The sequence below is a fragment of the Terrimonas sp. genome, assembly GCF_003075435.1.
GTDB lineage: Bacteria > Bacteroidota > Bacteroidia > Chitinophagales > Chitinophagaceae > Agriterribacter.
The window spans coordinates 22,894-43,717 of sequence record NZ_QCZJ01000038.1; the positions used below are offsets into that span (position 1 = coordinate 22,894).

The following is a 20,824-nucleotide window of genomic DNA, read 5'->3' on the forward strand; positions in this document are numbered from 1 at the left end:
GCATGCATACAATTATACGCCTGGCTTTAATTGCTTTATTATTTATACCGGTAACTATTGCCGCACAACAAAGCGATTTTATATCGCTGAAGAAAAAAGACCGTACCATCAAAAGCTATTTTAAAGGATCTTCTTTTGAATTCATTCATCGCAATGGCACAGGCATCAGTGGTTATATAGACAGAATATATAAAGACACGCTGTACATGTATGCTTATGATATCAGGATGACACCTACTCCCTGGGGCACCCGCTTTGCAGACACAATAGGAAGAATTAATCTAAAGTTTGGACTGCATGAGATAGCGGCTATTCCCAAATCCCGCAAGGGCTTTGAGTTTGTGAGAAACGGAACGCTGTTTATGATTGGAGGAGTAGGCTACGCATTTCTGCACACGTTTAACGGGCTGATACAAAAAGCAAAAATTCATCCTTCAACATTGGCTATTTCCGGTGGCGTGGCATTGGCAGGCTTTACCATGCGCAAACTTCGAAAATACTACTACCCGATAGGAGAAAAATATACTATCTCTTATGTACAATTAAATGCGGAATAATAAGTTTACAGGTTGATTGTTTATTTTGCAGCCTCAAATTTTTATTACGAATAGTGAAGCATTTCTTTTCCAGGGTTTGGCAGTTTTTGAAAAGGTTGTTCCTTATACTTCTTATTGCACAGTTTGTTTATATCATTGTTTTAAAATGGGTTAATCCTCCTGTTACTATTACGCAGATTGGAAGCCTGCTCAGCGGCAATGGTTTAAAAAGAGATTATGTTGATGCGGAACATATAGCTTCTAATGCCGGACTGGCGGTGATTGCATCAGAAGATCAGCTATTCCCCGACCATAATGGATTTGACTGGAAAAGTATTCAAAAGGCAATTGAAAAAAATAAGAAAAAGCAAAACAGAATAAGGGGTGCATCAACCATCAGCCAGCAGGTGGCAAAAAATGTTTTTTTATGGCAAGGCCGCGACTGGCTGCGCAAAGGGCTTGAAGTATACTTTACATTTATGATTGAGCTGATATGGGGTAAAGAGAGGATACTTGAAGTATACCTGAATGTTGCTGAAATGGGCAAAGGTATTTTTGGCATAGAAGCCGCTGCGCAAAATTATTTTAAAAAGCCGGCCGCAAAACTGAGCAGAACAGAAGCGGCAATGATCGCAGCTTGTTTGCCCAATCCTGTTCAGTTTTCCGTAAAGCCAATATCACGTTTTGTGGCGGCGCGCTATCCGTGGATATTAATTCAGATGAGCAACCTTGATGGAGATCCTGATATCATTAAAGTATTGCCGGGAAAAAAGAAAGTATCACCATCTAAGTAAGGCGCTGCCCCAGGTAAACCCACTTCCAAATGCTGCCAGGCAAACCAGGTCGCCTTCTTTTATTTTTCCCTCCTGCCATGCTTCGCATAATGCAATGGGTATAGATGCAGCTGTTGTGTTGCCGTATTTCTGAATATTATTAAATACTTTATCATCAGCAAGACCCAACTGTTGTTGTACAAATTGTGCTATCCGCAGGTTAGCCTGGTGTGGTATCAGCATATCAATATCTGATGGCTTCAGGTTATTTGCCTTAAGCGCTTCCTTTATTACTTCCGGAAATTTTACAACAGCCTTCTTAAATACCGAAGGTCCGTCCATAAACGGAAAGTTCTGTGCTTTATCAATCATGGCATGACTCATGAACATTTCACCAAGTTCGGCTTCCTCAAAGTCTGCCAAAGAATTTTCCAGCCAGTGGTTTGCATGCGTGCCGGGATTATACATTGCCAGTATTTCCGCGCTTTCCCCATCACTGTGCAAATGTGTACTTAATATACCCTGGTTTTCTTTTTGAGTTGGCTGCAGCACTACCGCTCCGGCGCCATCTCCAAAAATCACGGAAACATTTCTGCCCCTTGTACTGAAATCTAACCCGAATGAATGTTTTTCGCTGCCAATTACCAGCACATTTTTATACATGCCGGATCTCACAAACTGATCACCTACACTCAATGCATACACGAAACCACTGCATTGATTGCGTACATCCAGCGCTCCTATCTCTTTCATCTTCATAGCACGCTGCACCAATACGCCGCAGCCGGGAAAATAATAATCAGGGCTCAATGTGGCAAATACTATGAAGTCAATATCCTGCGCTGTAATTCCTGCACGTTCAATAGCGATTTTTGCAGCTTCAATACCCATCGTTGTGGTAGTTTCGCCTGTTCGCTTTGCGTAACGCCTTTCCTGTATACCGGTTCTCTCCTGTATCCATGCATCATTGGTGTCCATATACTTTTCCAGGTGTTGATTGGTAACAACATTTTCGGGTACATACATTCCAATACCGGCTATTGTAGAGCGTATCATGGCAATCGTTTATGAATTTGAGATTTAAGGTCTTGGATTCCGGATTTCAACGGGAAGCACAATTTTTGTATCATCCCAGCCAATCCACAAATCAGCTCCTGCACCAGATTGTGTCGCATCTATCGTAAACTCTTCGATCGGCTTTTCAGTCTTTATGGTTGGTACGGTAAATTTAAATATATCTTTATTTGTATCTATTTTTAAGCCCCAGCTGTATAGATCCTTGTTGATAACAATAGTCCATTCTGCCGGCTGCGGAATACAGTACAAAATATATCTGCCGGCAGGAATTTTTGTTTGTTGAATATATACGTCTTCAAAAAATTCAATTTCAGTAGCTTCGTTTGCCCCAAGGCGCCAATGTTCACCATACTTCACTACGTTTCCAAAAATTTTCCTGCCACTGCGTTGCGGTCTGCTGTAAAAAATTCTGAAAACCGGAGGTGTTTTTATACTATCCAGCATCTTGAGCTTGGGATATTCAGGAGGGAAATAAATAACATCCATCGGCGATTTATCTAATGATGATACTGCAGCAATTGGCTCGTACCTGATGGGAGGCGGAGTTTTTGCTGTCGTGTCAGCCAATTGCACGGCTTTGTTATCAGAATGGCAGCTATTTAAAAAAATACAACAGGCTATCGCAAAGCTGATACATGCTTTAATTTGTGGATACATCATGCGGTGCATCTTGTTTTTAGAAACTTATGGGTAAAGCAACTTTTACATCTTCCCATGCAATCAGCAGGTTGGTGCCTGTGTTTGTTTTTTCAAACATCATGGAAAATACTTCAACAGGCTGTGTTATTTTTTGAACATTGATATCTGTACGTAAAATATCGTTTTTTTGATTATATGCAAAAGATCCCCACACATCATTGTCCTTATTAAGAATAATTGTCCATTTTTCCTGTGTTGGTATAGCGTATAATGTATACCGTCCCTTCTTTATTTTAGTATTGCCGATTTTCACATCTTTAAAAAAATCTATTTCCGTGGCTTCATTAGCTCCAAGTCTCCATACGGTACCATATTCTACCAGTTCGCCAAATACTTTTCTGTTTTTCTTGGTAGGGCGGCTGTATATCACTTTCACCACTGGTGTTTCAGGCGCCTGTTTTCTTATTTTAAGAATAGGATAATCTACAGGAAAATATGCCATATCCATCGGAGAGTTATCTGTAGCGGGCCAGGTATCCTGCGCAGATACAGATAATACGCAACCGGAAAGTAAAAGGATGGCTAAAATGCTTTTTATTTTTTTCATAAACAACAAATGTACATATTTAGAAGATTGCGGAAAAGCAGAAAGGATTGCAACGATTATTTCCTGTATCTATTGTTGTATATTATAGCAAAGAAAGGTTAAACCTGTTCCTGGCAAATAAAATTATATCAGGCATGAATTCAGCATAGGATTGCTGCAGGGCTGTATAATTGTTTTCGAATATTTCAAAGGCCGCATTACTATCATGCATAAACTTCGCCCTGTGTACTAATCCGCCAAAACTGTTTTTAATACCCCAGCGATACCGGTAATTAAACAACCAGTTATGCTGTTTCATATATGGCAACATAGCTTTAAAAGTTAGCGGCAGGTCATTATTATACTTATCCAGTGTTTTGTATGTTGCCTGAGAAAAATCCATCAGCGCTTTTTCGGGAAAGATAATATTGTCATTCGCGAGAAAATGATCATATACGATATCAATAAATGCTCCTGAATATAACCGGTATGCCGGTCTGAAAAATTCTTTTGCCTTTGCTGTTGCAGGATGAGCGTCTGTAAAACTATCTATTTCCCTGTGCAGCATTATGCCTTTATGAATACCGGCAGGATAGGAGTCCTTTTGTTTTCCCTTCACAAAATCGCTGATCATATTGCCCACCAATACATCGGCATCGTTAAAAGATAAATATGCGTGAGCAAGATAGTTCATGCTTAATGTTTAATATCCTTATGATCAGGATGCCATATGCTGCTGAAATCTCCTACCACTGCAATATTATTAATAAAGTTAAGCCTGTGAATTTTCAACAAAGCTACATCCTCCTGGTGCACCTTCCTGTACATGGGATGCATTGTGCCGCCGGGTACACCCGCGGGTTTTGAAGGGTCGTATTGAAATTGCGGGTCTACAAGTGTACCTCGTGGATACATAATGCCAGGTATGCCCTTACCTCTAAGGTCAAGGTCAGCCGGGTGTTGTAAACCGAGTGTATGTCCATATTCATGCGCCGCTGTTGTAGAACCCTTATACAGGTTTTCTAATTTAAAATAACCGGTATTGCAACCCAACCCATCCACAAAAGAAATGTTGCCATGTGCAAATTCCTCAATGCGAAAATAATTGTTGTTCGGATCATCGTTGCCCAATATTTCTTCTGGTTCAATTAAAGGTTTATGCTCAGCGGAAATTTTGAATTGAACCAGGTAGTCTCTCTCATTAAAGAAAACATATGCCCCGGGCTCATTCCACATGGTCTCTATTTCATCCCGTATCTGTTCTGTAAGCTCAGGAGTTGATGCATTTCCATAGGTAATGATATGCGAAAAAATAACAAATGAACCAGGTGACAATATTTCAACTATACCCATATCTTGGCGTTAAAACAGAAAGATAATAAAACTACAGTATAGCACTTAGGGAAAATGGAAAACAGCTCTACAAAATGAAAGCTGTTTTTTATGCCGGCGATGACACCGGAAACTTCGCAGGAGTTTGTAAAAAAAATCGCAGCTTATGAGGGTATTTTAAAGCCTGATTAATTGAATTGGTAAAGCCAATATAACCCTGACCATTGTCGTCCGCCTGTCATATTTCCACATTATGAACCATTTAACAACTGGTATGTGTTGTTAGATTATTTTTGCGTTAAAATTTAAGGGCATATGTTACTTAAAGCTGTAGATACTGTTGACCTGATTGCACCAGAGGGTTTTAAAAAAAATTATTACGAAGCAGGCAAGCCATTGATCATAAAAAACCTTGCTAAAGAATGGCCCGCCTATCATAAATGGAACTGGGATTATTTTAAAGCAATTGTAGGCGATAAAAAAGTTGGTATATATAATAATACAAAAAGCGATGCCTATACTCCCATAAATAGAGCAGATGATTATACCACCTTTGGAGAATACGTGGATATGATAAGCAAAGGACCTGCCGGTTGGAGAATATTTTTGTTCAATATTTTTGACCACGCCCCACAGCTTACACATGACTTTGAGTGGCCCGATGAGTTGATGAAAGGATTTGTAAAACGCTTTCCTATGTTGTTTGTAGGCGGCGCATCCTCCATAACGCATATGCATTTTGACATCGACATGTCTCATATCCTGCATACCCAGTTTGTTGGCAAAAAGAGAGTATTACTGTTTCCCTATGAAGAACAGCATAAATTATATCGCAAGCCTTATGAAGTGTTAAGTCTTGCCGATTTTTCACATTATTACCAGCAAAACGGCACTCCCGATTACAGCAAATTTCCTGCGCTGAAACTTGCCAGGGGCTACGAAGTAATACTTGAACATGGCGATACCCTGTTTATGCCTGCCGGCTATTGGCACCATATGGAATACCTGGACAGCGGTTTTGCTATGAGCCTCAGAGCGCTTCAATCAAGCATCACCGGCAAACTTAAGGGAGCATGGAATCTTATCGGCATGCGCAATATTGATACACTGATGAAAAAAACCGCGCCCAAATGGTGGTACGATTATAAAAAGGAAAAGCTTATTACTGCCGCCAAAAAAGAGCTGGAAGAAGCAGGCGTATAATATTTCTACTTTCTTTTTTGGAATATTCAGCGCACGTATTAAATTTGTGCTAATATATATCAGCCGGGAATTTAAAAGTGAATGGCTTTGAACCGGGAACTGGTCTAATCTTATCCAAATTATCTTACAGAATCTAATATTTTCTTAAGGACAACCTACACTGCCAACCTGTAATTATTTCTACTTTACTGAAATTAAAATTATTGGTATATACCATCATTGCCGTATTGTTCAAAATATGCGGTAATGTACAAGTCTCTTTTGTGGTTTCAGAGGTAAGCACAGGCCGGTGATGTCTATCGCCGGCATTTTTATGTAATGGGTTAGCTATGGGTAGTGAGCTTTGAGCGGTCAGCTATCGGCAATCAGCGGCGAGTGCCTTCAGCGCCGGCATCAAGCAACCGGTAATAGGAAAGACTGGTAGTAGTTGAAGAAAGGTCATTATAGTGTTGGTGGTAGTACATTACTTAAAAACAGAGATTAGGTCAGGCTTGGGAAGTGTCTTAATATCGGCTTGATGTTTATTAATATGATTCCAATAAATTTTATGACCGTCTTTTTCTTCTTTTATTAGCGGTAAAGCGTCAACCCATTTTATTTTATAAAACTCTTTTAGTTTATATTCAGGCGAAAAAACAATTATTATTAATTCGTCTATATCAGCAGTGGGGTCACGTTTAATATAACTCCAACGAGCATAAGTCGATGCCGCTTTTGCATGTGTTTTTACTTGAATTTTTGTATTGTCAACTTTAACATCCAACATTTCTGGATACTACTTGTCGCTCTTTTACCGTCATGAAGTTGCTCAATTAACCATTCTCCAAGTTGAGATGTGAAGTCTTTTGAATTTGGAGCAATTTTCAATTCTCTTAGTCTTCTTAATGCTTTGAGATAGTTGAGGAGTACATTGTGTATTTCTTCGTAATTACTCATGTCGATTTAGTATTGCCACCAACAAGCTGATTGCCGAAAGCTGATCCCTAATTAATCGTCCACACCTCATTTCCCCTTAAAAGCTTATCCAGGTCACCCTTACCCTTTACTGCTATGGCTTCTTCTATCTGCATCGTCATTACATCTTCATAGCAGGCACGGTCCGTTTCATAAAACACACCAAAAGGCCTTGGCAAATGCTCGTCTTTATACGGATCATCAAACATTCTTACCAGTACCTGGGCCTTATAAAAATCTTTTTCATCATGTATCCATAAATCATCAACGCCTGCGGAGTCGCCAATTTCTACCACTACAGGTTTTAAACCATCCAGCTTAATGCCTTTATTTTTTGCAGCGCCAAATATCAATGGTTTTCCCTGTTCAAGAAACAATGCCTGTTCAGGCTTGCTGCTTTTTTCCGTAAATATTTCAAAAGCGCCATCATTAAAAATGTTACAGTTCTGGTATATTTCTGTAAAAGAAGCACCTTTGTGTTTATAGCTCCTGATCAATATTTCCTGCAGGTGTTTGGGGTCTCTGTCCATACTTCTTGCAATGAACGAAGCATCTGCCCCCATTGCCAGTGCCAGGGGGTTAAAGGGATGGTCAATACTGCCCAGGGGCGAGGATTTGGTGACTTTTTTTTCTTCTGATGTTGGAGAATACTGCCCCTTGGTTAAGCCATATATCTGGTTATTGAAGAGCATCATATTCACATCAAAATTGCGGCGCAGCAGGTGAATAGTGTGATTTCCTCCAATACTCAGTGCATCTCCATCGCCTGCTACAATCCAAACACTTAATTCAGGGCGGGAAGCTTTTAAGCCTGAAGCGATGGCTGTTGCTCTTCCGTGAATGGAGTGCATGCCATATGTGTTCATATAATACGGAAAACGCGAAGAGCATCCGATACCTGATATAATTACAATATTCTCTTTAGGAATACCTAATCCGGGCATAACCTTCTGCACCTGGGCTAATATAGAATAATCGCCGCAACCGGGGCACCATCTCACTTCCTGGTCTGTTGCAAAGTCTTTAGCGGTGAGGGTGGGCTGCGCGGGAATTGCTGTAGTGTTCATCGTGATAAAATGAACCGCAAATTTACAGCTATATCGGCTTATTTGGTTTCCTTAAAGCGGAAATAATGTTAATGCTGCTTAGGTAGCAAATCATATGCATTATGTTGATTATCAATGGTTACAGAAGCCAATCGTCTTACACATCATTTTTAATTTAAAAACCAACCGTAGGCTAGCAGTCATAGGAATGATAGCATCTTAGCTGTATCAGGCTGTATTTACACCAAAAAGGTGCCCGGTGATTGCTGTAATGAGCATGGCGGCAGTGCCCCATAAACAAATGCGTAATACAGCAGGAATAATACCGGCGCCACCTGCTTTTGCGGCAATGGCACCTAAAAGCATAAGGAAAAATATGGCAAATATATATTGAAAATATACCATTGATTCCAGTGGTGCTACCAACGCGATTGTAAAAGGCAATAGCGCTCCGGCAATAAAGGAAGCAAAAGATGCAATGGCTGCCTGTAATGGTTTTGCAACAGTTATTTCATTTATGCCCAGTTCATCTTTTGCATGAGCCTCAAGTGCATTATGCATAGTAAGCTGGCGGGCTACCTCAAGAGAAAGCTCTGCAGAAAGCCCCCGCTTTTGATAAATAGCTGCCAGTTCCCGTAGCTCGTTTTCAGGTGTTTCTTCCAGTTCCTGCTGTTCACGTTGAAGATCGGCTCTTTCCGTGTCACTTTGAGAGCTCACTGAAACATACTCTCCGGCTGCCATTGATAAAGCACCGGCAATCATACCCGCTAATGCAGCCAGCACAATAGCATTACGGGTGGTATCGGCAGCGGCAACGCCTATCACAATACTTGTGGTAGAAAGTATGCCGTCATTAGCGCCAAGCACCGCGGCCCTCAGCCAGCCTATACGGTTCACATAATGCTTTTCTAAAGCGATTTCCGCCATTATTGATTGGGTAATTGTTTTTCTAAGATACTTAATAACAGTAAGCTTCTGAAACAACGATATGGCTGCAAGCGGTAAGGGCCCGCAATATTGCCTCACCCGGGGAAGATTCAATTCTATAAAATTGCATGCAGTTATGCCTATAATAGATACTACCCTGAATATATTTTACGATAGCCGCTTTTCCATATAAATAGCATCATCGGCTGGATTAAATCTATACGCCGGTATTTCGTAAAAGCCAAAGGATCGGTATAATCCAATTGCATTTTTCATATAGGATAAAGTATCAAGACAAATGCTTTCATAGCCTGATCCTATTGCTGCATCAATAGCCATTTCCATTAAATGTCTTCCAATTTTATATCGCCTGTATTCCGGCTGAACAAACATTCTTTTTAATTCTGCAATCCTTTTGTCAAACTGCCTGATGCCTGCACAACCTACAGCCAAATCATCTTTATATGCAAGCAATATCGCGCCTGTTGGTTTATTGTATTGTATACTTATATTAGTCAATTCATTGTCAAAACCCTGGAATCCAAGATCAATATCCAGCGATTGGGCATATTGCAGAAAAAGACATTTCGCATCACTGAAATCAGCGTCTGTGACGGCTGGTTTAAAGGTAATATGGTTGATTATATCTTCCATCTTAACTACAGCTCAAACATAATATTATCTTTTTATTTCTACGCAGCATTAAGATGCGTGGTGTAACCCGTGCAAGTGTAAAAGCGCATACAAAAGGTTCATAAATATTTTGATTAAAGATGAGCACACAACCCGTCTGCAAAACTTGAAAGTACCCGATAGGAATTAATTTCCCCGGAAAATTAATATATTCATTGCATGGTAATTATAGCATTATACAACTTAAAAGGTGGCGTAGGCAAAACTGCTTCCTGCGTAAATTTTGCATATCTCGCTGCAAAAGACGGGTATAAAACATTGTTGTGGGATATAGATCCGCAGGGCTCCACAAGTTTTTACTACCAGGCAAAAGCTAAATATAAAGGCGGAATAAAAAAGCTGGTTGAAAAAGATGCAGATATTGAAGAAGCAATCATGGCTGCCAATTATGAAAATCTTGATATTATTCCCGCCGATGTTTCTGTAAAAAGCTTTGATGTGATGATGGAAGAATTAAAATCTTCAAAAAAACGGTTAAAAAGCTTATTGCAACCGTTTAATAAAGCATACGACTTTGTTTTCCTGGATTGCCCTCCTGGATTTTCCGTGCTGGCGGAAAATATTTTCAATGCTTCTGATATAGTATTGATGCCGGTAATCCCGACAACACTTTCTATAAGAACCTATGAAATGACGAAAGACTATTTCAAAGAAAAAAGTATTGATCTTTCAAAGATGATGTGTTTTTTTACCATGGCCGATCTGCGTAAGAATATGCACAACGAGATAATGGAAACATTATACAAAGACAAAAAGTTTTTTGAGAATTATATCCCCTATCTTTCAGATGTAGAAAAGATGGGGGTGCACAGGGTGCCATTGGAAGAATTTGCAAAATCAGGCTATGCCGCAAAATGCTACAGAGATTTGTGGCAGGAGATAAAGGAAGGGGTGCTGGAGTAATAATTTGAAAATGAGTTAATTTGAAAATTTGAAGACGAGGGGAGTAATGTGAGAATGAATTTGAAAATGTGCTGATTTCCTGCTTCCGGCGGGCAGGCTCTAATTTATTTTATATGCAAAGACACATCACATCATGGTATAGCCCGGCGCTGTTCAAAGAAATGCCGGTGGTTACTTACGGACATTATGGATTTGCGTTACTGCTGGTGCCAACTGCAGCTGCAGATTACCTGGAGTATGAACGTTTTCAGCTTATAGATTCACTTGCTCCCTTTATTGATGCAGGAAAAATCAAAGTATTTTCCATCAACAGCATTAATACCGAAAGCTGGATGAACAACGATATGGAAGGCGCACATAAAGCTATCCGCCAGAATCAGTTTAATGAATATGTTTTTAATGAAGTCATTCCTTTTATTAAGAACAACACCTCCTGGGATACGCCGGTCATTGTTAGCGGCGCGTCTTTCGGAGCGTTGCATTCCATGAATCTGTTTTTAAAACGTCCTGATCTTTTTAACGGTGTTATTGCCATGAGCGGTGTATACGATCTTACGGAATATACCAAAGGGTATTATGATGAGCAGGTATATTACAATTCGCCTATGCATTATATTCCCAATCTTACAGATGAATGGTATTTAAACCATATCCGCAACGGAAAGATAATTATCGCTACCGGCAGCGGCGCTTATGAAGATCCACAGGCAAACCGGAGATTTTCTGAAGTGCTATGGAATAAAGGGATATGGCATGAGCTGGATATTTGGGGAGAGGACATTACACATGATTGGCCAACCTGGCGTAAAATGCTGCCGCATTTTATTAGCAACAGGTTTTAACAAGGATGCCGTATATAATCTGTGAATATTATTATGTGATTACCTAATCCTCAAAACTTTCTTCATCTGTTTTACTTCTATAAGATTTAGGTGATTTGCCATTTCTTTTTTTAAATAGCTTAGAAAAATAAAACACCGATTCAAAGCCTGTTTGCTGAGCAATTTCATTAATGGTTAATGTTGTTGTTTCCAGTAAATATTTTGCCCGCGTTAACCTGAGGTTTAATACAAACTGATTAGGAGGTTCGCCAGTAAGGCGTTTAAATTCTTTTCTGAAAGAAGAATATCCCATTGGTAACTCACGGGCCATTTTCTCAAGATCAATATGCTTTTCCAAAGATTCCTGTAATAAGAATTTTGCTTTTTCTATCAACCGCCCTATTGGTGATTTTTCCGTTTCATTACTTAATGATACAGAATATAAATATCCCAGTATCTGCAGTGTAATGCCTGAACTTATTTGCTGATAGCCCGATGGTGCAGTATGCACGGTTTCAATAAGCTTTTGAAAAAGATTTAATAGCTCTGATGATAAGCCTACTTTAATGAAAGGGTATTTCACATTGAAAAAATCATTTCGCATCAGGTCATTGGCATAATTGCCGTTAAAGCCTATCCAGTATTCATCCCAGCCAGAATTGTCATTAGGTTTATAGCGGTGCCATACACCTGCATGCAAAAACATGCAGGTGCCTTCCGTAATTTCAATAGGGTCTGAAAATTCTGATTCAAAAATACCGCCACCCCTTGACACATATATTAATTGATGCCCGCGCAAAATGCGTCCTTTACTCCATGAGAATGTATGCGTAGACGGATGTTCGTAATTTTTGGGGTAATTCTGATGAGGGTATACTTTTGAGAAACCCGCTGTATCTATATATAGCCCCCATTTTTCTTCTGCGAGCGTACCGCTCATGTACTTGCAGTAATCGTTCATATGACATCAAGCATTTAATAAACCGGCAATCAAAATATGTCAAAAGGTACAAAAAGAAAATATTTTATCCATTTTTTTAGGCCTGCCTGCTGGATAAATTTGTTTGTATAAATACTATCCTGTCTCTACAAAAAATATATAGACTATTAAAACAAACAGAATGCTGCATGTTTAAAGTTGGACTGACAAGAGATTTTTTAACACCGGAAGGAATACTCACATATAAGGATATGGGATTGGATATTCTTGATAAAGTCCCGGATATAAAATATGATTTTTTAGAAAAGTGGGAGTCTCCTTTGCAGCCCGAAACACTGCAGCAATATGATGCTATTATTTCTTTATCGCCGGCTTATACTGCCGGAAGTTTTAAGAATGTAACACGATTAAAAGCAATATGCAGGTTTGGCGTGGGCTACGATATGCTTGATGTGGATGCATGCAGCAAAGCAAATGTAATTGTAACGATTACAAGAGGTGCAGTAAATTATTCAGTTGCAGAAGCTATTATTGCCTGGATGCTGGCGCTTTCTCACAAGCTGGTTGCAAAAAATAAATTGGTAAGAGAGGGAAAATGGCTGGAAAGAAACCAATACACCGGGAGTGAATTGCGTGAAAAAATATTGGGCGTAATTGGGTTTGGCGGCATCGGCGGTCAGCTCACACAAATGCTTAAGGTTTTCAATATGCAGCAACCGCTGGTATATGATCCATATATCAGTGAGGAAAGAGCAGTTGCTCTCGGTGTTAAAAAAGCAGATCTGCAGACTTTATTGCAAAATGCCGATTTTATATCTGTCAATTGCCCGTTAACGCCTGAAACAAAAAACCTTGTTGATGAAAAGGAATTGACATTAGTGAAAGAATCTGCATTTATCATTAACACTGCGCGGGGAGGTATAATCAATGAACAGGCGCTGATAAATACACTCACCAATAAAAAAATAGCGGGATATGCAACAGATGTTTTTGAAAAAGAACCTGTAATTGAAAGCCACCCTTTTTTTGCTATGGACAATGTATTGATGGCGCCTCATTGCATAGCGTGGACAAATGAGCTTTTCAGGGAGATTGGGCGCATGGCCTGCACACAGGTGGTACAGGTGGCACAGGGAAAAATCCCTGATCATGTTTTAAATACTGATATTATAGATCAATGGTATTCTGAAAAAATAAAATAATCATTTATGAGTTCCAATCATACTACTATAGCAAAATACCAGCATTATATCAATGGAGCTTTTGTTGGTTCCTTATCTTCCGGCGGTTATATTGATGTGCTTGATCCCTGTACAGAAGAAGTAATAGCAGTAGTGCCCAGGGGCGGGCAAAAAGAGGCAGACGCAGCAATAGATGCTGCTGTGGCTGCGCAGCATGAGTGGAGCTTGTTACCATCTGTAGTTCGTGCTAATTATCTCAAAGCAATGGCGAATGTAATCAGGGAAAACAGGGTGATGCTTGCAGAAACACTGGCCAGGGAACAGGCTAAAGTAAAAGGACTGGCCCAGGTTGAAATTGACGTTACTGCTGAGTATTACGACTACTATGCAGGATTTGCACGTGCATATGAAGGAGAGATCATACAAAGTGACCGCCCGGGTGAACAGATTTTTTTGCATAAACTACCCATTGGTGTGGTAGTAGGCATATGTCCCTGGAATTTTCCATTCTTTGTAATGGCTCGTAAAGTAGCGCCTTCATTATTAACCGGTAATACTATTGTTGTTAAAGTAAGCGAAGAAGCGCCGTTGACCTGTTTGGCATTCACAAAATTATTAGATAAAGTAAATCTGCCTAAAGGCGTATTGAATGTGGTTTGCGGATACGGAAGTGAAATAGGTGAAGCGCTTACCAATAATAAAAATGTAGGCATTATCAGTCTTACAGGCAGTGTTGATTCCGGGCATAAAGTAATGGCTGCCGCTGCAAAGAATATTACCAAAGTTTCACTGGAGCTGGGAGGTAAAGCACCGGCTATTGTTTGCAGAGATGCTGATATGGAAGTGGCGGTAAAAGCAATTGTTGCGTCCAGGATTATTTATAGCGGGCAGGTATGTAATTGCGCTGAGCGTGTGTATGTAGAGGAAGCGGTATATGATGAGTTTTTAGAAAAATTAACTGCTGCAATGAAAGCGGTAAAAGTAGGTAATGCATCCAACGATAGCGATATAGATATGAGCGCACAAATTAACCGGAAGCAATTGGATAAAATTAATGGAATGGTAGAGCGGGCTCAATCTGCCGGAGCTAAGATAGTAACGGGAGGAAAAAAATCTACTGCATTCGGCAAAGGATATTTTTACGAGCCTACAATTATTGTTGATGTAAAACAAGACGCGGAGATTATGCAGAAAGAAGTGTTCGGCCCTGTATTGCCTGTTATGAAAGTAAAAGATTTTGATGAAGCGCTGAAACATGCCAATGACAGTGAATACGGGCTTACTTCTGCCGTATACACCAGGGATATCAACAAGATGTTGCGGGCAACCAAGGAATTGAAATTTGGAGAAGTTTATTTTAATCGTGAAAATTTTGAGGCTATCCAGGGATTTCATGCCGGCTGGCGTAAATCCGGAATAGGCGGCGCTGACGGAAAACATGGACTTGAAGAATATTTGCAAACTAAAACGGTGTATATTCAACAAACAGTGTAACCCATATTTCTAAACGATTGTATTCACGCCAAATCAAAATTTATGAGATCAGCACTATTCCTTATTTCCTCATTGTGTGCCACATATTTTAGCAGTACCACAAAATTGAAAAGATATGCATTGTGCTGCATATTACTGTTCGTGCTGCCAGCAATCCTGTTTAGTAAAGATATTGTGGTAAAAACCGAAAGTAATAAAATGGTTGAGATAACACTTACTGCTTCCGGTGATTATAAAGACCCATTCAATGAAGTTGAATTGGATGCAATATTTACTGACCCGTCCGGTAAGCAATTAAAGGTGCCAGCTTTTTGGGATGGTGGTAAAGTTTGGAAAATAAGGTATGCATCACCGTTAGAAGGAACGCACAGCTTTACGACAGCCTGTTCTAAAAATGAAGATAATGGTTTGAATAATGTAAAAGGTAAAGTTGAGATCAAAAGGTATAAAGGGAGCAATCCGCTATTACAGCGTGGCGCAGTAAGGATTGCTGATGATAAAAGACATTTTGCATACGGAGACGGTACGCCGTTTTTCTGGATGGGCGATACATGGTGGATGGGCTTAACCAAAAGACTGGTATGGCCGGATGATGTTAAAAAACTTGCGGACGACAGAATAAAGAAAGGATTTAATGTAGTGCAGATTGTGGCAGGGCTTTACCCTGATATGCCGGCATTTGATCCGCGTGGAGAAAATGAAGCGGGCTTTCCCTGGGAAGCTGACTATGCCGGTATCAGGCCTGCTTACTTTGACGCCGCCGATAAAAAAATTATGTACCTGGCTGAGCAGGGCATCACTCCCTGTATAGTTGGTGCATGGGGCTATCACCTGCCATGGTTGGGCGTTGATAAAATGAAACAACATTGGCGTTATCTTATTGCAAGATGGGGCGCTTTACCTGTAGTGTGGTGCGCTGCAGGAGAGATCACCATGCCGTTTTATCTTTCACAAACAAAAGATGCAGACAGAGAATGGCTGAAAACAGAGTGGACCAATGTGATAAGATATATGAAGGAAACAGATCCTTTCAAAAGAACAGTCACTGCTCACCCTTCCAGAACAGCAAGAGAATCGCTGACTGATCCTGCTCTTCTTGATTTTGATATGCATCAGAGCGGGCACGGTTCCGGACCTGCTAAACAATCTGCACTTGCACTTGAAGGATGGCGTACGCAACCTGTAATGCCGGTGATGAGCGGAGAATCCCGGTATGAGGCACTGGCAATCCCAAAGCCGCTTCCTGCTGAAGCACCCCGTGGCGCTTTTTGGGCTCATACCGTAAACAGCGGATTAGCAGGACATACCTACGGTGCTAATGGCATCTGGCAACTCAATGGTATTGATAAGCCTTATGGTAATTCACCGGGTGGCAATAATTGGGGAATTACGCCATGGAACGAAGCAATGCAATTGCCGGGCTCTACACAAATCGGGGCAGCAAGAAAGTTAATAGAATCAATCCCCGGCTGGAATAGTTTTCAACCCCAGCCCGGGATGATCACTCAATGGTCTGCAAAGGATACAGCCGTATTAGCAGTTGCTGCCGGTAACCAATCGGCATTAGCTTATCTGCCCTCACCCGGAACTATTACGATTACAATTCCTGTATCTAACCAGCAATACAAAGCATTCTGGTTTAATCCAATTACTGTAATCAGGGAAAAAGAATTTGCAATAACAACAGACGCTTCAGGAAAATTTGCGATCACTTCTCCCGAAGCCAAGCAAGATTGGGTATTAGTACTGACAAAAAACTAATTAAAACATTTTAACAGGTACATCACTCAGTAAGCTTAATACCGTTTCTTCCAAATCCCTGAACCATTTAAAAGATAAACACTATTTGTATGCAAAAAAGATTTATTGATAAAACTGTTTGGATAAGTGGCGCCGCGCAGGGCATTGGCAGGGGCATTGCAGAATTTTTTGCAGAAGAGGGCGCTAATGTGGCTATTATTGATATAAAAGAAAAAGAAGGAAAAAACGTGACTGAATGCATTAAATCAAAAGGAGGCAATGCTGTATTTTTTTTTTGTGACCTTAATGTAGAAGCATTAATACACAAATCAATTGAAGATACCGTGGCCACTTTTGGCGGATTGCATATTATTATAAATAACGGGGCGATCAATATGGTAAAAAGCCTTCATGAATACAGTACCGCTGAATGGGATCATCAATTGAATATTAATTTAAAAGCGATTTTTTTAAGTTTTAAATATGCTTATCCATACCTGAAGAAGAATGTTGCCAGCAGTATCATCAATATAGGATCGGTAAGCAGTTTTGTTGGCCAGGCAAGAACGCCCGGTTATATTGCTGCAAAGGGTGCAGTGATGATGCTTACCAAATCTATGGCAATTGATTATGCATCTGACGGTATAAGGTGTAATACAGTTTGTCCGGGTATAACTGACACGCCTATGCTAAGAGAACATATGGGTGGTGAGTCTGAAATTGCTGAGCGATTATATCGTGTGCCAATCGGGCGTATTTTACAACCACGTGAAATTGCCAGCAGTGTTGCATACCTGTGCAGCGATGATTCATCAGGCATTACCGGAACCAGTTTAATAATTGATGGCGGTTATCTTGCCACTGCAGAATGGGAGGGAGGACTTTCATAATGAAAAAGATAAAAATATCCTGCGCTGATTTTACCTTTCCGCTTTTGCCGCACGACAAGGCTTTAGACCTTATAGCCATGTTGGATTGTGAAGGAGTAGATATCGGGTTGTTTACCGGAAGATCGCACATACAGGCTGAAGGCGAGTTTTCAGCGCTGGAAAAAAATGCAAAGCTGCTGCACAAAAAAGCATCTGATCGCGGGTTAATGATTGCTGACATTTATTTACAGCTTGATAACGACCTGGCTAAGTTTGCCATTAACCATCCGGATGCCGATAAAAGAAGGTTTGCGAGAGCGCAATTTTTGAAGTTGATAGAATATGCACAATATGCGCAGGCAGAACATATCACTTGTTTGCCGGGTATGGCATTTCCTGAAATTGAATCACCTGAAGATTCCGTACAAAGGAGTTATGAAGAATTGAACTGGCGTGTAGAGCAGGCAGGTAAAACCGATCTCTCGTTTTCTATTGAAGCACATGTGGGCTCCCCATATACAAAACCTGCGGATGTGTTAACATTGGTAAAGTCGGTGCCGGGTCTTTATATCACACTCGATTACACGCATTTTATCAGGAATGGTTATTCCCAGCAGGAAACAGAGATATTACTTCCTTATGCCAATCATTTTCATGCCCGTGGTGCAAAAGCCGGAAGGTTACAGTCATCAGTAGCTGAAAATATTATTGATTATGGAAAAATTGTACGGCAACTGAAAGCAGGCAATTTTGAAGGTTGGATAGGATTGGAATATATATGGATCAAATGGGAGCAATGCAATGAAGCAGATACTTTGTCTGAAACTATTTTACTGAGAGATATTATTTTAAAAAGCATTCAAAAATAAATCCATAATGAAAACAGCTGCCCTGGAACTGATGCGAAAAAAACTATCTGCTCAACAGGCAGTATACGGCTTATGGATAACACTTGAATCGCCATCCATTACCGAGATAGCTGTGCATTGCGGATTAGACTGGATAGTGATTGATGCAGAGCACGGGCACCTGGACTGGCATAATATTACAGAACATATAAGAGCAGCTGTGCGCAGCAATACAGTTGTATTGGTAAGAATCTCTCATATAGACGAAGGCATTATTAAACGTGTATTGGATATTGGTGCAGATGGTATAGTAGTGCCGCATATTGAAACTGTTGACGACTGGAATAAAGCGCTTGCCTATGCACAGTATCCTCCCAACGGTATACGCGGCATCGGCGCAGAACGCGCAACAAAATGGGGTAGTGCATTTGCCCAACATGTTGCTGATGCTGGCAAACACCTGATGATGATTCCCATTATTGAATCGGTAAAAGGAGGTAAAAGCATTGATGAGATCATTGCAGCAGGTAATACTGAAATTATTTTTTTTGGTCCCGCTGACTATTCTGCATCAGCAGGGTACGCCGGCGAATGGGAGGGAAAAGGAATTGCGGAAACCATTAATGATTTAAAAGATAAAATTATCGCCGCCGGTAAAAATTGCGGTGTGATGATACGCTCAAAAGAGGACATGGATCACAGGTATCAGCAGGGGTTTCATATGCTTGCCATCGGAACAGATGCCGGGCTTCTTTTAAAAACAATTAATTCTTTTCTCTGATTATTTTATGAGTATACAATCAACTATGACTTCCGGTTCTGCAGACGGAAGGTTGGAAATTATTAACCCAATCGGCTCCGGAGCAATTGCTGAATTAGCTCCGGGTATTATATGCGAAGCACTGGTGGGAGCGCACAATAATGCTGTTAACCTGTTTACCGCTATCGTTACGTTTGATGCGGGCAAATCATTACCTGCCCATACACACCCGCATGCAGAATCTATTACTTTATTAACAGGGAGCGCAGTAGTGGAAGTTGAAAATCGCAGGTATCACTTACAGCAATATGATAATATTACCATTCCGGAAAAGGTAATGCATAAAGTGATCAACAATTCACCCGGAGAAAAAGCCATATTTCATATTGCGATGCCGGTATCTGTTCCGGAAAGAAGTATTAGTGAAAAAATATTTGACGCATACATATCAATACCTGATGATTTTAATGGAATATCCGGTAAAGAATATATTACCCGGTATAGGTTTGCCACCCGGTATGATGCAGGCAGCAGCACGGCATTTATTGATTATTTTAATGAAAGCATGCTTAGTGGTATTGGAATGAGTGGTGGACTGGGAATTTTTTATAAAGACGGAAGACTCCCTGCGCATTTTCATGCGTTTGATGAATCTATATGCATCATTTCAGGAAAAGCTGTATGTATAACTCAACAAAAAAAATATGTTCTCTCTGATTTGTCAACTGCATTACAGCCACAGGGATTACCACACTACTTCATTAATCCATATCATAATGAAATGTATATGATATGGGTATATGCAGGCGCCATGCCTGTACGGACTGAAGTAGCTGATTTTTAAAAATTTCAATGATTACTACTGCTTAATCTATCTGGCAATTATATAAATATATTTCGCCAAAAAGTATAAATGAATTGTCAGGATGTACATTTTAATTGATGTATTGCTACAGTAATTTTATCGTATAACATTTTTTTGTCCCAAAAACTTTCTTCTGACAAGCAGCAATAATTCTGATCAAAACCAAAAAACTAGTTTATTATGAAAAAACGAGGATTGCCATTTTCATCCTGGAAGAGGTGTGGTATGATATTGATCTTACTACTGGCTTTTCATTATTACTCTTTTTCACAGGATATTTTAAAAATTTCCGGTATAGTTGCTGACTCTGCTAATGGCAGCCCTTTGGCAGGTGTTACTGTATCAGTTGCCGGTACTACCAAAGCAACTAAAACTAATACTGCCGGGGTTTATAATATTGATGTGGTTAAAGGTACATCTTTAGTGTTCACCTTCACAGGTTACAATCCCAAAACAATTGTAGCAAACAATGATAATGATATTAATATTAGTCTCGGGGCTATCTCACAAAATTTGAGTGAAGTAGTAGTGGTAAGCTACGGTACGCAGAAAAAGCGTGAGATCACGGGAGCAATAGCCAATATAAACGGTAAAGAATTAAAAGATATACCGGTTACGAATGTCGGTCAGAAACTCC

The 20,824-nt window shown here is 40.1% G+C and carries 23 protein-coding genes; 13 read left to right on the top strand and 10 right to left on the bottom strand.

The window, feature by feature from the left end; translation table 11 throughout:
* The first annotated feature begins 2 nt into the window (after nt 1-2).
* Nucleotides 3-557 carry a hypothetical protein gene (locus DC498_RS23955; protein ID WP_116876657.1) on the top strand — a complete coding sequence of 185 codons (555 nt, stop codon included), beginning with the start codon at nt 3-5 and terminating at the stop codon, nt 555-557.
* Nucleotides 558-610: 53 nt separating this feature from the next.
* Nucleotides 611-1,330, top strand: a complete 720-nt coding sequence (gene mtgA / locus DC498_RS23960; protein ID WP_116876658.1) for a monofunctional biosynthetic peptidoglycan transglycosylase — start codon at nt 611-613, stop codon at nt 1,328-1,330.
* On the opposite strand, the gene DC498_RS23965 is transcribed toward mtgA, so the two are convergent.
* The 5 genes from DC498_RS23965 to DC498_RS23985 form a co-directional block, all read right to left on the bottom strand.
* Complete coding sequence (locus DC498_RS23965) at nt 1,316-2,365, bottom strand: 3-oxoacyl-ACP synthase III family protein (RefSeq protein WP_206197735.1); 1,050 nt, start codon at nt 2,363-2,365, stop codon at nt 1,316-1,318. The two genes, mtgA and DC498_RS23965, sit on opposite strands and share 15 nt — an antisense overlap.
* Nucleotides 2,366-2,389: 24 nt before the next feature.
* Nucleotides 2,390-3,046 carry a DUF2911 domain-containing protein gene (locus DC498_RS23970; protein ID WP_116876660.1) on the bottom strand — a complete coding sequence of 219 codons (657 nt, stop codon included), beginning with the start codon at nt 3,044-3,046 and terminating at the stop codon, nt 2,390-2,392.
* Between the two features lie 16 nt (nt 3,047-3,062).
* Complete coding sequence (locus tag DC498_RS23975) at nt 3,063-3,632, bottom strand: DUF2911 domain-containing protein (protein ID WP_116876661.1); 570 nt, start codon at nt 3,630-3,632, stop codon at nt 3,063-3,065.
* Nucleotides 3,633-3,714: 82 nt separating this feature from the next.
* A complete protein-coding gene (locus tag DC498_RS23980) occupies nt 3,715-4,305 on the bottom strand; it encodes an acyl carrier protein phosphodiesterase (RefSeq protein ID WP_116876662.1) in 591 nt (196 codons plus the stop codon).
* Nucleotides 4,306-4,307: 2 nt separating this feature from the next.
* The gene (locus DC498_RS23985; RefSeq protein ID WP_116876663.1) at nt 4,308-4,964 is read right to left on the bottom strand and encodes a peptidase M10; all 657 of its coding nucleotides are present in this window, start codon (nt 4,962-4,964) and stop codon (nt 4,308-4,310) included.
* Between the two features lie 294 nt (nt 4,965-5,258).
* Between DC498_RS23985 and DC498_RS23990 the strand changes: the two genes are divergently transcribed.
* A complete protein-coding gene (locus DC498_RS23990) occupies nt 5,259-6,146 on the top strand; it encodes a cupin-like domain-containing protein (protein ID WP_116876664.1) in 888 nt (295 codons plus the stop codon).
* Between the two features lie 463 nt (nt 6,147-6,609).
* Here the strand turns inward: DC498_RS23990 and DC498_RS23995 are convergent, their stop codons facing one another.
* From DC498_RS23995 to DC498_RS24010, 4 genes are all read right to left on the bottom strand, one after another.
* Nucleotides 6,610-6,912 (bottom strand): hypothetical protein, encoded by a 303-nt coding sequence (locus DC498_RS23995; RefSeq protein ID WP_116876665.1) that lies wholly within the window; start codon nt 6,910-6,912, stop codon nt 6,610-6,612.
* A gap of 217 nt (nt 6,913-7,129) precedes the next feature.
* Nucleotides 7,130-8,167, bottom strand: a complete 1,038-nt coding sequence (locus tag DC498_RS24000; RefSeq protein ID WP_116876666.1) for a 2-oxoacid:ferredoxin oxidoreductase subunit beta — start codon at nt 8,165-8,167, stop codon at nt 7,130-7,132.
* 207 nt (nt 8,168-8,374) lie between these two features.
* Entirely contained in the window at nt 8,375-9,073 is a 699-nt protein-coding gene (locus DC498_RS24005; protein WP_116876678.1) for a VIT1/CCC1 transporter family protein, read from the bottom strand.
* A gap of 168 nt (nt 9,074-9,241) precedes the next feature.
* A complete protein-coding gene (locus DC498_RS24010; protein WP_116876667.1) occupies nt 9,242-9,727 on the bottom strand; it encodes a GNAT family N-acetyltransferase in 486 nt (161 codons plus the stop codon).
* Nucleotides 9,728-9,925: 198 nt separating this feature from the next.
* Between DC498_RS24010 and DC498_RS24015 the strand changes: the two genes are divergently transcribed.
* Nucleotides 9,926-10,669 (top strand): ParA family protein, encoded by a 744-nt coding sequence (locus tag DC498_RS24015; protein ID WP_116876668.1) that lies wholly within the window; start codon nt 9,926-9,928, stop codon nt 10,667-10,669.
* Between the two features lie 113 nt (nt 10,670-10,782).
* Complete coding sequence (locus tag DC498_RS24020) at nt 10,783-11,511, top strand: esterase family protein (protein WP_116876669.1); 729 nt, start codon at nt 10,783-10,785, stop codon at nt 11,509-11,511.
* A gap of 43 nt (nt 11,512-11,554) precedes the next feature.
* Here DC498_RS24020 and DC498_RS24025 read toward each other — a convergent pair whose 3' ends face one another.
* Nucleotides 11,555-12,451, bottom strand: a complete 897-nt coding sequence (locus tag DC498_RS24025) for an AraC family transcriptional regulator (RefSeq protein WP_116876670.1) — start codon at nt 12,449-12,451, stop codon at nt 11,555-11,557.
* A 167-nt stretch (nt 12,452-12,618) separates the two neighbouring features.
* Between DC498_RS24025 and DC498_RS24030 the strand changes: the two genes are divergently transcribed.
* The 8 genes from DC498_RS24030 to DC498_RS24065 form a co-directional block, all read left to right on the top strand.
* Nucleotides 12,619-13,632, top strand: a complete 1,014-nt coding sequence (locus tag DC498_RS24030) for an NAD(P)-dependent oxidoreductase (RefSeq protein WP_116876671.1) — start codon at nt 12,619-12,621, stop codon at nt 13,630-13,632.
* A gap of 6 nt (nt 13,633-13,638) precedes the next feature.
* Complete coding sequence (gene aldA, locus DC498_RS24035; RefSeq protein WP_116876672.1) at nt 13,639-15,105, top strand: aldehyde dehydrogenase; 1,467 nt, start codon at nt 13,639-13,641, stop codon at nt 15,103-15,105.
* Between the two features lie 42 nt (nt 15,106-15,147).
* Entirely contained in the window at nt 15,148-16,866 is a 1,719-nt protein-coding gene (locus DC498_RS24040) for an apiosidase-like domain-containing protein (protein WP_116876673.1), read from the top strand.
* Nucleotides 16,867-16,955: 89 nt separating this feature from the next.
* The gene (locus DC498_RS24045) at nt 16,956-17,735 is read left to right on the top strand and encodes an SDR family NAD(P)-dependent oxidoreductase (protein WP_116876674.1); all 780 of its coding nucleotides are present in this window, start codon (nt 16,956-16,958) and stop codon (nt 17,733-17,735) included.
* On the top strand, nt 17,735-18,583 hold the full coding sequence (locus DC498_RS24050) for a sugar phosphate isomerase/epimerase family protein (protein ID WP_165813945.1): 849 nt from the start codon (nt 17,735-17,737) through the stop codon (nt 18,581-18,583). The genes DC498_RS24045 and DC498_RS24050 overlap by 1 nt, the downstream gene beginning before the upstream one ends.
* A gap of 7 nt (nt 18,584-18,590) precedes the next feature.
* The gene (locus tag DC498_RS24055) at nt 18,591-19,343 is read left to right on the top strand and encodes an HpcH/HpaI aldolase family protein (RefSeq protein ID WP_116876676.1); all 753 of its coding nucleotides are present in this window, start codon (nt 18,591-18,593) and stop codon (nt 19,341-19,343) included.
* Nucleotides 19,344-19,368: 25 nt separating this feature from the next.
* The gene (locus DC498_RS24060) at nt 19,369-20,166 is read left to right on the top strand and encodes a cupin domain-containing protein (RefSeq protein WP_165813946.1); all 798 of its coding nucleotides are present in this window, start codon (nt 19,369-19,371) and stop codon (nt 20,164-20,166) included.
* A 201-nt stretch (nt 20,167-20,367) separates the two neighbouring features.
* The coding region (locus DC498_RS24065; protein ID WP_206197736.1) for a carboxypeptidase-like regulatory domain-containing protein at nt 20,368-20,824 on the top strand (457 nt) is incomplete at its 3' end.